The organism is Falsochrobactrum tianjinense (assembly GCF_019100495.1).
Classification (GTDB): Bacteria; Pseudomonadota; Alphaproteobacteria; order Rhizobiales; family Rhizobiaceae; genus Brucella; species Brucella tianjinense.
The window spans coordinates 674,327-688,037 of the sequence record NZ_JAHRVA010000001.1; the positions used below are offsets into that span (position 1 = coordinate 674,327).

Here is a 13,711-nt window from a genome sequence, read left to right on the forward strand (position 1 = left end):
AAGAAGGAGCTGTCATGGCGCGCGGGACTGAACCCGGAAAGCCATCCGGAGCCGGTAGGGATGCGGACCACAAGCCTGTTTCGGGGGAGCTGGATCAGCGATTGAATCGCCTTGAGGTCGAACTGACCAAAAAAGGTGCGTTCAAGACACCGGCTTCCGAAGAGGAGCGGTCCGGAACATCGGGTTCGGTCGCGCAGGCCATGAAGCTTTCCAGCGAGTTCATCGCGGGCATCGTGGTCGGGGCGCTGATCGGCTGGTTTCTTGATCGTTTTGTCGGCACGTCGCCTTGGGGACTGATCGTATTCCTCCTCCTGGGCTTTGGCGCCGGCACCCTCAATGTGCTGCGGTCTTCAGGATATATTGCCGAACAAGGCAATATTAAGTCTGACGGGGAAAAGCGCGGCAAGGAATAAGTCTTCGCGGACATGCGCAAAATGTTCGCGTATAGACACATGACAACAGGACGTCGTGTCCAGAACGAAACGCCTTCGGGCAGACCAATTGCCTTCGGGCAGGAATGACAGACGAGGTTAAGGTGGCGAACGATCCGATCCATCAGTTCCAGGTTTCCCGGTTGATTCCGATCGATGTAGGTGGTTTGGACCTGTCGTTCACCAATGTTTCGGCTTTCATGGTCGCAACCGTGGTGCTCGCTTCAGGCTTTCTTTACTTCACCTCATCCAGTCGGGGCATGATTCCGAGCCGCTTGCAATCGGTTTCGGAAATGGCCTATGAATTCGTGGCCACCAGTCTTCGGGATTCGGCGGGATCGAAGGGCATGAAGTTCTTCCCCTTCGTCTTCTCGCTGTTCATGTTCGTGCTGATTGCGAATTTCATCGGTCTGGTGCCTTATTTCTATACGGTGACGAGCCAGATCATCGTGACCTTTGCCCTTTCGCTGCTGGTCATCGGCACGGTCATTTTCTACGGTTTCTTCAAGCACGGCTTCGGCTTTCTCAAGCTCTTCGTGCCGCAGGGCGTGCCGGGCATCATCGTGCCGCTGGTCGTCGCCATTGAGATAATCTCGTTTCTGTCACGCCCGATCAGCCTTTCGGTTCGTCTTTTCGCCAACATGCTAGCCGGTCACATCACGCTCAAGGTTTTCGCGGGCTTCGTGGTCTCGTTGGCTGCAATCGGCAATGTCTGGGGCATCGGCGGCGCTGTTCTGCCGCTCTTGATGACGGTCGCGATCACCGCGCTCGAATTCCTGGTGGCGTTTCTCCAGGCTTACGTCTTTACCGTTCTCACCTGCATGTACATCAACGACGCTGTACATCCGGGACACTGAGTTCTAACCGGCGGGCGACCGCCAGAACTGAAATCCGCACTTATTTTTATCCAGAAGGAGCTTAACATGGAAGCGGAAGCAGCAAAGTACATCGGCGCCGGTCTCGCCTGTTTCGGTATGGCCGGTACGGCTCTCGGCCTCGGCAACATCTTCGCAAGCTATCTCTCCGGCGCTCTGCGCAATCCGTCCGCCGCTGACAGCCAGTTCGGCCGTCTGGTGTTCGGCTTCGCCGTGACGGAAGCTCTGGGCATCTTCTCGCTGCTCATCGCGCTTCTGCTCCTCTTCGCCGTCTGATAACGGCTGCAAGGAACTGGCCTGCCGCGAAGCATCCAAATCCGGTGCATGCGCGGCTGGCCTTTGCATAAGACGTTTGAGCAAGGCATGATCCGGTTTACGGACAAGATCATGCCGGATTGAAGGGGAAATCTGGATGTTCGTGTCCACGGCGTTTGCCCAAACCGCCACAGAATCTCAACCGGCCAGCGAGCAAGGCTCAGTCCCTGCCACCGGTGAGGTGCACACCGAAACCGGGGTTGCGCAAGAGGCCGGGCACGGCAGCGGCGTATTTCCTCCGTTTGATTCCACCCATTACGCATCGCAGGTCCTCTGGCTGGCGATCACGTTCGGGCTTTTCTATCTGTTCCTGTCGCGCGTGGTTCTGCCACGTATCGGCGGCGTGATCGAAAACCGTCGCGACCGCATCGCACAGGATCTCGAGCAGGCCGCCCGTCTCAAGCAGGATGCGGACAACGCCATCGCTGCTTATGAACAGGAACTGGCTGCCGCCCGCGCCAAGGCATCTTCGATTGCCGAAGCCGCTCGTGCGAAAGGCAAGGGCGAAGCCGATGCCGAACGCGCAGCCGCTGAAGCCGTGCTTGAAAGCAAGCTCAAGGAAGCAGAAGAGCGCATCGCCGCCATCAAGGCCAAGGCCATGAGCGACGTTGGCGCTATCGCTGAAGATACTACGGCGATGATCGTCGAGCAGCTTCTGGGTACCAAAGCCGACAAGACCGCCATATCGGCGGCTGTCAAGGCGACGAACGCCTGAGGAGAAGACAATGGACGCTACATTCTGGGCATTTGTTGCTCTCGTCATCTTCATCGCCATCAATATTTACCTGAAGGTTCCGGGCATGATCGGGCGTTCGCTTGACGAGCGTGCGGACAATATTCGCAAGGAACTGGAAGAAGCGCGCACGTTGCGTGAAGAAGCGCAGCAGCTTCTGGCGGAATATCACCGCAAGCGCAAGGAAGCCGAGAAGGAAGCAGGCGACATCGTCGCTGCCGCCGAACGCGAGGCCAAGGCGCTGCTTGAGGAAGCCAAGCGTTCGACCGAGGAATATGTGGCCCGCCGCAACAAGCTTGCCGAGCAAAAGATCGCAACCGCGGAAGTGGATGCCATCAATGCGGTTCGCGCGTCTGCGGTTGATCTGGCGGTCGCAGCGGCAGGCAAGATCGTATCCGATAAGATGGATACGCGCCTTTCAGGCAATCTGTTCAAGGATGCGCTCACACAGGTCAAGTCGAACCTGAACTGATTTCGATTACAAATAGAGATCGTGAAAATGCCGCCTTCCATAGGCGGCATTTTTGTTGTTGCGGCTTGTTTCAGGCGCTGAAGCGCCCTTTGATCGGTGAGAAAGTATAGCGATGAATGCCAGGCACGGGACCGTCGCTTTCAATGGCGGCGCGGTGCCTTGCGGTTCCATATCCCGCATGGATTTCAAGACCGTAGGGCGGGTGAGCGATGCCCGCACGGATCATCATGCGATCACGCGTGACCTTCGCGACGATGGAGGCTGCGGCAATGGAAATCGAGCGCTGATCGCCCTTGATCAGAGCGGATCCGGGGCAGGAGAGGCCGGGAGGCACATCGCGCCCATCGATCAGCGCATGACAGGGCTTGAGGGTCAGGCCGACAAGGGCGCGGCGCATGGCTTCCAGCGCAGCCTTGCGAATATCGCTTGTATCGATGCTGCGCGCGCTCAGGCTGGCAACCGATATAGTCACGGCCTTGGCGAGGATTACCTCATAAAGCGCCTCGCGCTTTGCGGCCTTGAGCCGTTTGGAATCATCCAGGCCGTCCGGCAGATCGCCAGCATCCAAAACCACTGCCGCAGCCACGACCGGCCCTGCAAGCGGACCGCGCCCGGCTTCGTCAATGCCTGCAATATGAAAGCGCCCCCGCGCCAGCAGCCTTCTCTCTTCGGAGAAATCGGGGGCGACAGGAAGATCGAAAAGAAGCGGAGAATCAGAAGCGGAGCATGTCATGGGGCAGTCATGCTCGCATTGCTTCCGATTCTCCGCAAGGGCTTCCTGCCAGAGGGTGGCGGCTTGGGACAGAAAGCCTTCTCCTGAAACGAAAATCAGGCGAACAATGAAAGCTGTTTTCCGCCTTTCTCGACCGGTTCGAACAGATCGGTGCGCAGTGGCACGCGCCGCCTGTTAAAGCCCAGCTTGCGCGCCGCGATCTCGAACCGGCGTCCGATCTGCCATGCATAAGGCCCGGTTCCGCGCATGCGCTTACCCCATTCGGCGTCATAATCCTTGCCGTCGCGCATGGAGCGCACCAGCGACATGACATGGCGATAGCGATCTGGATAGTTGCGCAACAGCCAGTCCTTGAACAGGGGTGCAACTTCCAGCGGCAACCGCAACAGCACATAGCCTGCCTCACGCGCGCCTTGCGCATAAGCGGCGTCGAGAATGCGCTCGATCTCGTGATCATTGATGCCCGGAATGACCGGCCCCATCATCACATTGGCCGGAATGCCGGCATCGGCAAGCTTGCGGATCGCCTGAAGCCGTAGGGTGGGGGTCGAAGCGCGCGGCTCCATGGTACGGGCAAGACTTGCATCGAGCGTGGTCACCGAAAGCGCGACCTTGACCAGACCCTTTTCGGCCATGCGGCTCAATATATCGATATCGCGCACCACGAGAGCCGATTTGGTGACGATGCCCACCGGATGATTGGCGGCTTCCAACACTTCGAGAATCTCGCGCATGATGCGCCACTTCTTCTCAACCGGTTGATAGGGATCGGTATTGGTGCCGATGGCAATGGTTTTGGGCTGGTAGCCGGGCTTGGCCAGTTCGCGCTCCAAAAGGCGCGGCGCATCAGGCTTGGCAAACAGCCGCGTCTCGAAATCCAGGCCGGCAGAGAGACCCATATAGCTATGCGTCGGGCGGGCGAAGCAATAGATGCAGCCATGCTCGCAGCCGCGATAGGGATTGATCGAGCGGTCGAAGCTGATGTCGGGCGAATCATTGCGGGTGATGATCGTGCGTGGTTTTTCGACTTGCACATCGGTCTTGAATGCAGGCAGGTCTTCAAGCGTCGTCCAGCCATCGTCGAATTCGTGCCGCGTCGCCGGCTCGAACCGGCCCGTAGGATTGATGCCAGCCCCGCGTCCGCGCCGCCTTGAGTGATCGATACGCAGGCCCGCTTCACCGACCAGCGCATTGGCGTGTTCCGCCCGGTCTGTTCCGAATGTAGCCCCGAAGGCTACCTTGTCTGCCTGCTGGATGATGTCCATGATTCGGTTCTCTCATTGCTGAATCTATTCCTAACGGAAAACGTAGAACAAATCAAGAACATATTCTGTGACGGCGAAATTTAGATCGGAATCGGGCTGGAAGATGCCGTGCGGGCCGGGACGATAAACCAGCCGGGATGGTCGGAGCGGATCGCGGCGGCGGCGCGCTGCGCAGTTTCGATATCGGCAAAAAGCCCGAAACAGGTCGCGCCGGAACCTGATATTTGCGCATAAAGCGCCTGGTGGCCGCGCAGCAGATCGAGCTTTTTTGCAATATGCGGCGCAAGTGTAAGCGCCGCAGGCAGCAAATCGTTGCGGGTGGAACGCAGATAGGAGCACAATGATTCGAGAGGGGATTCAAGCGAGCGGAAAGCGCGCTGCGGCAGCGCTCCATTATCGCGCCGGCTCAGGGCACAAAATACATCCGGGGTTGCCAGCGCGGTGCCGTCATTGACGAGCAGCAGGGCAAGAGCGGGCATATCGTCGACAGGAATGATATCCTCGCCAATGCCGCGCGCAATAAGCGGCGTGCGGAAGGCCGCACCATGAAGGCACATGGGCAGATCGGCCCCAAGGGTAAGACCAAGGGTTGCGAGTTCGTCAAAACTCAAGCCCAGTTTCCACAGATCGTTGAGCGCGAGTAGCGTTGCTGCGGCATCACTCGATCCGCCGCCAATGCCGGAGGCGATGGGCAGGTTTTTTTCCAGATGAATGGCCACGGCAGGCAGCGCGGATCCGAATTCTCGGCGCAGAATATCGCGCGCCTTGAGCACCAGATTGCCGCTATCAAGCGGAATGCCGTCGGAAAATGGGCCGCTGATGCGAAAGCTGTCCGCGCCGCTTTTTTCGATATGAACGTGATCGCCGATATCGGCAAAGGCCACCAGCATGTCGAGCAGATGATAGCCGTCATCCCTGCGACCCGTCACATGGAGCGCCAGATTGATTTTGGCCGGGGCAAGACGCGTGACGCGGTGCACGGCCACATCAATGGCTGGATCGGCGTCCATAACGGGGTTCGTCATCGGCGGAAAGCGGATCAGTCTTTCTTGACGTAATATTCGCCCGTCTTCGGGTCCTGAACCAATGTGCCGTGGGCACGGTTCTGCGCTTCCTTTTCCGCCTGCCGCACGCGCTGGGTAACGCGCACCGCCTCGCGCTTGAACGAGCGGTAGCCGTACCAGGCGGCGGCAATGATCAGCAGCAGGAATATAAGCTGGGGCATGGCCTGTGTCCTTCGGCTTGCACATGGCCCCGAATGCCGTTTCGGGATCATGATCTGAAAATTCATGCAAATGGCATGGGATTGCCTGTCAGTACTGGCAGTATATCATGGTCAAACCATGAAATTCAAAGCCCGTAACGCGCCCAGAGTGCTTTTTCTTCCGCGACTGACAAAAGACCCGCACCGATATTGGCCCCGAGGCCCTGATCCAGGGCAAGTTCGACGCCGGGTATCTTGCGGCCCAGCATGCTGCGCTTCGGCTCAACCAGCTTCAGCCTGACCTTGTTTCCATAGGCCTTGCGCAAAAAGCTGCGCATATCACCCAGCCCGTCGATCAGGCCGAGTTCCTTGGCCTTCGTACCGGTCCAGAACAGCCCGGTGAAAAGATCGGGATCATTGGCAAGCTTGGTGCCGCGTCGTTCCTGCACCATGTCGATGAAAGTCTGGTGAATTTCCAGTTGCAGCGCCTTCAGACGCTCGATATCGGCTTTTTTCTCGGGCTGGAACGGATCGAGCGTGGCCTTGTTCTGTCCCGCCGTATAGACGCGCCGTTCCACGCCGATCTTCTTCAGAAGTTCGGGAAAGCCGAAAGAGGCCGAAACGACCCCGATGGAGCCGACAATGGAGGATGGGTCGGCGATGATCTCGTCGCCTGCCAACGCGATCATATAGCCGCCAGATGCTGCTGCGTCCTCGACAAAAATGAAGACGCGCTTGCCATGTTCGTCAGCGAGATCGCGGATGCGGCGATAAATCAGCCGCGACTGAACCGGCGAGCCGCCAGGGGAATTCAGCGAAATGGCGACCGCAGGCGCCTCCTTATCGGCGAAGGCTTTTTCCAGCACTTCTGCGGTACTTGCGAGCGACAGCATCGGGCGAAATGAATTGCCGCCCGTCATGATGGCGCCATGCATTCGCACGACGGGAATTTCAATGAATTTTGGGCGGAAACGGCGCGGAATGAGGCGGGTTAAAATGCCAAGCAAGGCGAACTCCAGGTTCTAAAAATTCTGTCAGATGCAATGTAGGAAAGAATATAGGCAACACAAAGAGAAATGCCCGGAATAATTTCCGGGCATTTCACGATCAGATATTCATCAGGCTTTTTTCTGCGGCGACAGCATCCGCAGCATGACATAGCCGCAGATGGCGGAAAGGGCCGAACCGGTCAGAACGCCGATCTTGGTTTCGGTCTGCAACAGTTCGGATGGGAACGACAGAAGACCGATGAAAATGCTCATGGTGAAACCGATGCCGCACAATATGGCGACGCCATAAAGCTGCGCCCAGCTTGCCCCCATCGGCTTTTGCGCAAGGCCCGTCTTGATTGCAAGCCATGCCGCGCCGAAAACACCAAGTTGCTTGCCCACGAAAAGACCGAGCATGATACCCAGCGGCAGCGTGTCGAAGACAATGGAAGGGGTCATGCCTGTAAAGGAAATGCCCGCATTGGCAAATCCGAACAGCGGCACGATGAAGAATGCGACCGGCTTTGCCAGCGCATGTTCGAGCCGGTGCAGCGGCGAACTCATATCGTCAGGCTTGGCCTTGGCGGGCTTGAGCGGGATCATCAGCGCCGCAACGACACCTGCAACGGTGGCATGGACGCCAGAGTTAAGCACGAAGAACCAAAGCACTGCACCGCCGATCAGATAGGGTAGCAGCCTGGCAACACCCATGCGGTTCATGATGAAAAGACATGCAGCTGCGGCAAAGGCTGCGCCCAGGTAGGCCATTGAAAGTTCTGCCGTATAGAAGATCGCGATAATGATTACGGCGGCAAGGTCGTCGAGAATGGCGAGTGTCGCCAGAAACACCTTGAGGCTGGAGGGCACGCGCGAGCCGAGCAGCGAGAGAACGCCGAGCGCGAAGGCGATATCGGTAGCCGAGGGCACCGCCCAGCCATGCACTTTTTCGGCGTCCTGATAATTGAAGGCGACAAAGATGATGGCAGGCACGATGACGCCGCCTGCGGCGGCAATGCCGGGCAACATGCGATTGGGCCAGCTTGCGAGCTGGCCGTCGAGGAATTCGCGCTTGATCTCCAGCCCGACCAGCATAAAGAAGATGGCCATTAGCGCGTCATTGACCCAGTGCGCCACGCTCAGCGGCCCGATATAAGAATGCAGGGTCCCGAAATAGGTATCCGCCAAAGGCGAATTGGCGACAATCAGCGCAAGTGCAGCCGCCACCATGAGCACGATGCCGCCTGCCGACTCGCTGTCAAGGAAACGGCGCATGATGGATATGGGGCGGACTGGTTTCAGACTATTGTTCATTGACCTGCGCTAGCTCTTTATTGGGAAGACTTGAATAACTCTCGATTGGCGTGTGGGTGCAGGAATATTGGCTTGATCGTGCTGCCGCAACCAAAATCGGTCAGAAAAGCGCGGCCTGCCCGTTATTGATGGCATCGGCACGCGACGTGAAGGCGTTGCCTTCATCCGTATGAAGGATGAGGGGAGGCATGAGCGAGAGCGCGGCGCGGCTGCCGCATATTCCGGTCACGACGATGCGGATGGCAGCACTTTCCGCTCGCGGCTGGACCGCTACGACCTTCAATCCGCCGAAGCGGCCCGTCATCGCATCAAGAATCTGCGTGATCGAAACAGGACGTGCGATGATGGCGACGCCGCCGCCCGGCTTCACGATGGCCGCAGCCGTTCGCAGCCATTGCTCGAACATGCCGTCGGGCATGACATGGGCTTCAGCCTTGAGCGGGTCGGGGGTGGAGCGGTCGCGCGGTTCGTTGAAGGGCGGATTCATGATGGCGAAATCGAAACCATTGTCGGCCAGCCCTGCCGCCACCCGCGCCTTGCCGACCAGCGCGACATCCGCTTCAATTATATCGATGCGCCCGGCCAGCGCGGCATTGAGCGGATGGGCGATGGTCTTGCGGGCGAAGCCTGCCATCAGGCGAGAGCGCTCGACGAGAACTATGCGCGAATTCTTGCAGCGTGCAGCCACTGCCAGCCCCGCAGCCCCGGCCCCGCTGCCAAGATCGGCGAGCCGTCCGGCAAAGCCTTGCGGCACGCAGCTTGCCAAAATCATGGCGTCGACTCCCGAACGATGCCCCTTCAATGCAGGCTGGACGAGATGGAATGCCCCGCGATGAAACACGTCGAGCGTTTCTTCCACGCTTTGCGGTCCGTCAGCGGCCGGGCAGGAGGATGAGGAAGTGCTATCGCTCATGATCGCGTAATTCGTGTTCCAGGCCTGCATCGACCAGATAGGTTCTGGCTTCTTCCAGCCTGCCGTTTTCGACCAGAAAACGGCGCGGCAGGATGCCCAGCGACCCCTCGACGATGCTCATATTGGCGTCGGCGATGAAATATCCGATTCCAGCCTCTTTCATCAAGGATTCGGCCACCGACAGCAAAACGGAATCATTTGTGCGCATAAGTTCGATCATCCCGACAATGTGTAACCAATAGAGCGCATTGACAACTGCTTCCTTCAATGATGAACAGGCGTCGGAATAATCGGGCTTCAAGGACGTTTGAGGACACATGCGTCTTGAGCAATCCGATCCGGTTAAATAGTGTGGCCGGGCCAGCAGGTATGATCCCCGAAAATTGCGAAGCGATTTTCAGAGGGGATCAGACTGAAAAGGAATCAATCGATGCATGGTTCTGCAATCATGTATCGAATGCGCTAGCTTCGGAGAAATGATATTGGGTGTCGTGCTGAATCTTGACGGGAAAGCGAAACAGGAAGGATCGGTGCAGCCGCTGGTCGACCTGACGAAAGCCGATATGGGACGTGTGAACGAGATGATCCTGTCTCGCGCCGGTTCCGATGTCGAAATGATTCCCGAAGTGGCCAATCATCTGATTTCGTCAGGCGGCAAGCGCCTGCGTCCCATGATGACGCTCGCGGCGGCGCGCATGTTCGGCTATGAGGGTGATGGCCATGTGCGCCTCGCAACCGCAGTCGAATTCATGCACACCGCAACGCTGCTGCATGATGATGTGGTCGATGAAAGCGACCTGCGGCGCGGCAAAAGCACTGCGCGCATGATCTGGGGTAATCAGGCCAGCGTGCTGGTCGGCGATTTCCTTCTCGGCCAGGCTTTCAAGATGATGGTTGATGTTGGCTCGCTCGCAGCCCTCGACGTTCTGGCGACCTCGGCTTCGGTGATCGCCGAAGGCGAAGTGATGCAGCTCGCCGCCGCCAAGAATATGGAAACCACTGAAGACGAATATCTCGCCGTCATCAAGGCCAAGACCGCAGCGCTCTTTTCGGCTGCCGCCGAAGTCGGACCGATTATAGCCGATGCGCGGCGCTCCGACCGCGAGGCTCTGCGTGATTACGGCCTCAATCTTGGCCTTGCCTTCCAGCTTGTCGACGATGCACTCGATTATGGCGGCTCGGCTGCGGATTTAGGCAAGAATACCGGCGATGATTTCCGCGAAGGCAAGATCACCCTGCCGGTTATTCTCAGCTATAGCCGCGGCAGCGATGACGAGCGCGCTTTCTGGAAACATGCCATTGAGGATGGCGCGAGCGATGATGCTTCGCTACAAAAGGCCATTGGAATCATGACGCGCCATGGCGCGATTGCCGATACAGTGCAGCGCGCCCGCGATTTTGGCGAGATGGCGCGCAATGCTCTTGCGCCGCTCGAAGCAAGCCCGCAGAAGGATGCACTCATCGAGGTCATCGATTTCTGCATCAGCCGCGTTAATTAATGCGTTTTCCGCTTTGCCATCCCACAAACGCCATGCTTGGGGTGCCTTGTTCCAGTGGAGGAAAGCGATGCCCGTTGGGGTCGCCAAAGGAATAGAAGGAAGGACAGGCTTTATGCGGCAAGGATCGAAATATCGCTCCATTTACGGTTTGCTGCTCGCGCTTGCGGCAGGGATGGCGCTGCCGTCAGGTGGGGCGCAGGCGAAAACCGCAGCCGAGCCTGCAATGCAGGTGCGCGCTGGTTCTTTCGCCGGGGCCTATCTCGCGGCACGGACTGCCGAATCCGGGAATGACCTTGAGGCGGCCGTGGATTTCTACCGTCAGGCCATGGCTTTCGATCCGAACAACAGCACGATCCGGCAAAATCTGCTGCTGGCACTGCTCACCGAAGGCCGTTTCAAGGACGCATTGCCGCTGGCCGAGGAACTCAGGAACGATCCTGAAATCGAACGCTTTTCGCGTGTGGCGCTTGCTATCAACGCCATTTCCCATAAGCAGTACCGCAAGGTCGGCCCGCTTCTCATGCTCTCGCTTCAATCCGACATGGACATGCTGGCGACCTCCCTGATGAAAGCATGGGTCAAGGTCGGGCAGGGCAATCCCAAACAGGCACTGGCCGATGTGCGTCGCATTGATGGGCCGGAATGGTACGGCTTGTTTCGTACCTATAATGCCGCTTTGATCGCCGATATCGCGGGTGACAAGCAGAATGCGCGCAATTTCTACCAGCAAGCCATTGATGACCGCCCCGGCGGCGGGGCCGCGCCCGACACTTACGAGCGCATCGTCATGGCCTATGCGTCTTTCAAGCTGCGGCAGGGCGACAAGGATGGCGCGATCAGCCTTCTCGAGCAAGCCGAGGAACTGCTCAACGGTCGCATGACGATTACCGAAATGCGCGAAAAGATCGAAGCCGGCCAGAAATTCGGACGCCTGGTCGAAACCGCGCAGCAGGGCGTGGCCGAAGCGCTTTATACGCTGGGTACTGCGATCAATCGCGGCGGGGCGGAGGCTTTCGCCAAGCTTTACTTGCAGATGTCGATGCCGTTGCGTCCCGATTACGACGCGACCCTCTACCAGCTTGGCGATATTTCCGCGAAACTGCGCCAGCCGGAAAAAGCCATCGAATATTATGGCCAGGTACCTGAAAAATCGCCCTATCGGCGCGATGCGGAAATGCAGCGCGCGCTGAACCTTGCGGACAGTGAGCAGACGGAAAAGGCGATTGCGCAGCTCAAGACCCTGCTCGAACGCGACAAGACCGACATGCGTGCCTATCTGGCGCTGGGCGGCGTCTATGCGCAGGACAAGAATTTCGCCGAAGCAGCGAAGGTCTATGATGCGGCGGTAGGGCAGATTGCGACGCCCGAACGCAAGGATTGGCCGCTTTTCTACCAGCGCGGCATCGCCCATGAACGGCTGAAGGAATGGGACCAGGCGGAGCCCAGTTTCAAGAAGGCGCTGGAGCTTTATCCCGATCAGCCGCAGGTGCTCAACTATCTGGGCTATTCCTGGGTCGATATGGGCATCAATCTCGATGAAGCGCTCGACATGATTCGCAAGGCGGTGGAGCTGCGCCCGCAGGACGGCTATATCGTCGATTCGCTGGGCTGGGCCTATTACAGGCTCGGACGTTATGACGACGCGGTGGTGGAACTGGAAAAAGCGGTGAAGCTGCGCCCGGAAGATCCCACCATCAACGATCATCTGGGCGACGCTTATTGGCGCACCGACCGGCAGCTTGAGGCGACCTTCCAATGGAATCACGCCATTGCCGGCAAACCGGAGCCGGAAGAACTCGCGAAGATCGAGGAAAAGCTCAAAAAGGGTCTTGCGCCTGAACCTGCGCCGACAAAGGCCGAGGCGGTCAAGCCAGATACGAACTGAACGGGCCGATCATGAGCGGATTTTACCGCCTTCCATGGCTCCGCGCTTGACCCTGCGGGGCTGACAAATTAGACCGGGCCATCATTTCAATTACGAGGCCCGCACGGTGTCCAGTTTGTCCAGCACGTTGCCAGCGCATATGCATCCCACCCGTTCCTTTCAGGGTCTTATCCTGACGCTCCATAATTACTGGGCGGAACGAGGTTGCGCGATCCTGCAACCTTACGACATGGAAGTGGGTGCGGGGACTTTCCACCCGGCAACGACGCTGCGCTCGCTGGGGCCGCGCCCGTGGAAAGCTGCCTATGTGCAGCCTTCGCGCCGCCCGACGGACGGGCGCTATGGCGAAAACCCCAATCGCTTGCAGCATTATTACCAGTATCAGGTGATCCTCAAACCGTCGCCGCCCAACCTTCAGGATCTTTATCTCGGCTCGCTGCGCGCCATCGGTCTCGATCCGACGCTGCACGATGTGCGTTTTGTGGAAGACGACTGGGAAAGCCCGACGCTTGGCGCATGGGGTCTTGGCTGGGAATGCTGGTGCGATGGCATGGAAGTCTCGCAATTCACCTATTTCCAGCAGGTCTGCGGCATTGAATGCTCGCCCGTCGCAGGAGAGCTGACCTATGGTCTGGAACGCCTCGCCATGTATGTGCAGGGCGTGGATAATGTCTATGACCTCAATTTCAACGGGCTGGAAGGCGACGAGAAAGTCACCTATGGCGATGTGTTCCTGCAAGCTGAACAGGAATATTCGCGTTACAATTTCGAGATGGCGAACACCGATATTCTGCATCAGCATTTCATCGATGCCGAACGCGAATGCGAGGCCATCCTGAAAGCAGGCGGCACCGGCGAAAACTCACTCCATAAATGTGTCCTGCCTGCCTATGACCAGTGCATCAAGGCCAGTCACGTCTTCAATCTGATGGATGCGCGCGGCGTCATCTCCGTGACCGAGCGCCAGAGCTATATCCTGCGCGTTCGCAATCTCGCGCGCCAATGCGGCGAGGCGTTTTTGCTCACCGATGCTGGTGGTTTTAATTATAAAAACGAGGCTGTGTAATGCCCGATTTATTGCTTGAA

Annotated in this window: 16 protein-coding genes; 8 read left to right on the plus strand and 8 right to left on the minus strand. The window is 58.2% G+C overall.

What is annotated here, in order from left to right:
* Window positions 1–14 precede the first annotated feature (14 nt).
* The 5 genes from KUG47_RS03140 to KUG47_RS03160 all read left to right on the plus strand — a co-directional run bounded on the left by KUG47_RS03140 (window position 15) and on the right by KUG47_RS03160 (window position 2,826).
* Window positions 15–413: an AtpZ/AtpI family protein gene (locus tag KUG47_RS03140; RefSeq protein WP_217676480.1), complete on the plus strand. Its 399-nt coding sequence runs from the start codon at window positions 15–17 to the stop codon at window positions 411–413.
* Window positions 414–535: 122 nt separating this feature from the next.
* A complete protein-coding gene (locus KUG47_RS03145; protein ID WP_217676964.1) occupies window positions 536–1,288 on the plus strand; it encodes a F0F1 ATP synthase subunit A in 753 nt (250 codons plus the stop codon).
* A 66-nt stretch (window positions 1,289–1,354) separates the two neighbouring features.
* Complete coding sequence (locus KUG47_RS03150) at window positions 1,355–1,582, plus strand: F0F1 ATP synthase subunit C (RefSeq protein WP_109704553.1); 228 nt, start codon at window positions 1,355–1,357, stop codon at window positions 1,580–1,582.
* Between the two features lie 136 nt (window positions 1,583–1,718).
* Window positions 1,719–2,336, plus strand: a complete 618-nt coding sequence (locus tag KUG47_RS03155; RefSeq protein ID WP_217676481.1) for a F0F1 ATP synthase subunit B — start codon at window positions 1,719–1,721, stop codon at window positions 2,334–2,336.
* Window positions 2,337–2,346: 10 nt separating this feature from the next.
* Window positions 2,347–2,826, plus strand: coding sequence for a F0F1 ATP synthase subunit B (locus tag KUG47_RS03160; RefSeq protein ID WP_217676482.1), 480 nt, complete (start codon window positions 2,347–2,349; stop codon window positions 2,824–2,826).
* A 70-nt stretch (window positions 2,827–2,896) separates the two neighbouring features.
* Here KUG47_RS03160 and KUG47_RS03165 read toward each other — a convergent pair whose 3' ends face one another.
* The 8 genes from KUG47_RS03165 to KUG47_RS03195 form a co-directional block, all read right to left on the minus strand.
* Window positions 2,897–3,559 (minus strand): ribonuclease HII, encoded by a 663-nt coding sequence (locus tag KUG47_RS03165; RefSeq protein WP_217676483.1) that lies wholly within the window; start codon window positions 3,557–3,559, stop codon window positions 2,897–2,899.
* A 95-nt stretch (window positions 3,560–3,654) separates the two neighbouring features.
* Window positions 3,655–4,824 (minus strand): PA0069 family radical SAM protein, encoded by a 1,170-nt coding sequence (locus KUG47_RS03170; protein ID WP_217676484.1) that lies wholly within the window; start codon window positions 4,822–4,824, stop codon window positions 3,655–3,657.
* An 80-nt stretch (window positions 4,825–4,904) separates the two neighbouring features.
* Window positions 4,905–5,834, minus strand: coding sequence for a 4-(cytidine 5'-diphospho)-2-C-methyl-D-erythritol kinase (locus tag KUG47_RS03175; RefSeq protein WP_254799256.1), 930 nt, complete (start codon window positions 5,832–5,834; stop codon window positions 4,905–4,907).
* A 29-nt stretch (window positions 5,835–5,863) separates the two neighbouring features.
* On the minus strand, window positions 5,864–6,049 hold the full coding sequence (locus tag KUG47_RS03180; protein ID WP_217676486.1) for a hypothetical protein: 186 nt from the start codon (window positions 6,047–6,049) through the stop codon (window positions 5,864–5,866).
* Window positions 6,050–6,174: 125 nt separating this feature from the next.
* Window positions 6,175–7,035 (minus strand): S49 family peptidase, encoded by an 861-nt coding sequence (locus tag KUG47_RS16705; protein ID WP_254799257.1) that lies wholly within the window; start codon window positions 7,033–7,035, stop codon window positions 6,175–6,177.
* 111 nt (window positions 7,036–7,146) lie between these two features.
* Entirely contained in the window at window positions 7,147–8,328 is a 1,182-nt protein-coding gene (gene nhaA, locus KUG47_RS16710) for a Na+/H+ antiporter NhaA (protein ID WP_254799258.1), read from the minus strand.
* A 100-nt stretch (window positions 8,329–8,428) separates the two neighbouring features.
* Window positions 8,429–9,241 (minus strand): tRNA1(Val) (adenine(37)-N6)-methyltransferase, encoded by an 813-nt coding sequence (locus KUG47_RS03190; protein ID WP_217676487.1) that lies wholly within the window; start codon window positions 9,239–9,241, stop codon window positions 8,429–8,431.
* On the minus strand, window positions 9,231–9,461 hold the full coding sequence (locus KUG47_RS03195) for a putative signal transducing protein (protein WP_217676965.1): 231 nt from the start codon (window positions 9,459–9,461) through the stop codon (window positions 9,231–9,233). Before KUG47_RS03195 ends, KUG47_RS03190 begins: the two co-directional genes overlap by 11 nt.
* 262 nt (window positions 9,462–9,723) lie before the next feature.
* Here KUG47_RS03195 and KUG47_RS03200 point away from each other — a divergent pair, with 262 nt between their 5' ends.
* From KUG47_RS03200 to KUG47_RS03210, 3 genes are all read left to right on the plus strand, one after another.
* The gene (locus KUG47_RS03200) at window positions 9,724–10,740 is read left to right on the plus strand and encodes a polyprenyl synthetase family protein (protein ID WP_217676966.1); all 1,017 of its coding nucleotides are present in this window, start codon (window positions 9,724–9,726) and stop codon (window positions 10,738–10,740) included.
* A gap of 112 nt (window positions 10,741–10,852) precedes the next feature.
* Complete coding sequence (locus KUG47_RS03205) at window positions 10,853–12,625, plus strand: tetratricopeptide repeat protein (protein ID WP_217676488.1); 1,773 nt, start codon at window positions 10,853–10,855, stop codon at window positions 12,623–12,625.
* 139 nt (window positions 12,626–12,764) lie between these two features.
* Window positions 12,765–13,691 carry a glycine--tRNA ligase subunit alpha gene (locus KUG47_RS03210; protein WP_217676967.1) on the plus strand — a complete coding sequence of 309 codons (927 nt, stop codon included), beginning with the start codon at window positions 12,765–12,767 and terminating at the stop codon, window positions 13,689–13,691.
* Window positions 13,692–13,711: the final 20 nt, after the last annotated feature.

Excerpts from the sequence above, each read along its gene's own strand:
- KUG47_RS03190 (WP_217676487.1), bottom strand. The coding sequence starts at position 9,241 with ATGAGCGATAGCACTTCCTCATCCTCCTGCCCGGCCGCTGACGGACCG.
- KUG47_RS03195 (WP_217676965.1), bottom strand. The coding sequence starts at position 9,461 with ATGATCGAACTTATGCGCACAAATGATTCCGTTTTGCTGTCGGTGGCC.
- KUG47_RS03150 (WP_109704553.1), top strand. The coding sequence starts at position 1,355 with ATGGAAGCGGAAGCAGCAAAGTACATCGGCGCCGGTCTCGCCTGTTTC.
- KUG47_RS03170 (WP_217676484.1), bottom strand. The coding sequence starts at position 4,824 with ATGGACATCATCCAGCAGGCAGACAAGGTAGCCTTCGGGGCTACATTC.
- KUG47_RS03160 (WP_217676482.1), top strand. The coding sequence starts at position 2,347 with ATGGACGCTACATTCTGGGCATTTGTTGCTCTCGTCATCTTCATCGCC.
- KUG47_RS03175 (WP_254799256.1), bottom strand. The coding sequence starts at position 5,834 with ATGGACGCCGATCCAGCCATTGATGTGGCCGTGCACCGCGTCACGCGT.
- KUG47_RS03140 (WP_217676480.1), top strand. The coding sequence starts at position 15 with ATGGCGCGCGGGACTGAACCCGGAAAGCCATCCGGAGCCGGTAGGGAT.
- KUG47_RS03205 (WP_217676488.1), top strand. The coding sequence starts at position 10,853 with ATGCGGCAAGGATCGAAATATCGCTCCATTTACGGTTTGCTGCTCGCG.
- KUG47_RS03180 (WP_217676486.1), bottom strand. The coding sequence starts at position 6,049 with ATGCCCCAGCTTATATTCCTGCTGCTGATCATTGCCGCCGCCTGGTAC.
- KUG47_RS03210 (WP_217676967.1), top strand. The coding sequence starts at position 12,765 with ATGCATCCCACCCGTTCCTTTCAGGGTCTTATCCTGACGCTCCATAAT.
- KUG47_RS03165 (WP_217676483.1), bottom strand. The coding sequence starts at position 3,559 with ATGACATGCTCCGCTTCTGATTCTCCGCTTCTTTTCGATCTTCCTGTC.
- nhaA (WP_254799258.1), bottom strand. The coding sequence starts at position 8,328 with ATGAACAATAGTCTGAAACCAGTCCGCCCCATATCCATCATGCGCCGT.
- KUG47_RS03155 (WP_217676481.1), top strand. The coding sequence starts at position 1,719 with ATGTTCGTGTCCACGGCGTTTGCCCAAACCGCCACAGAATCTCAACCG.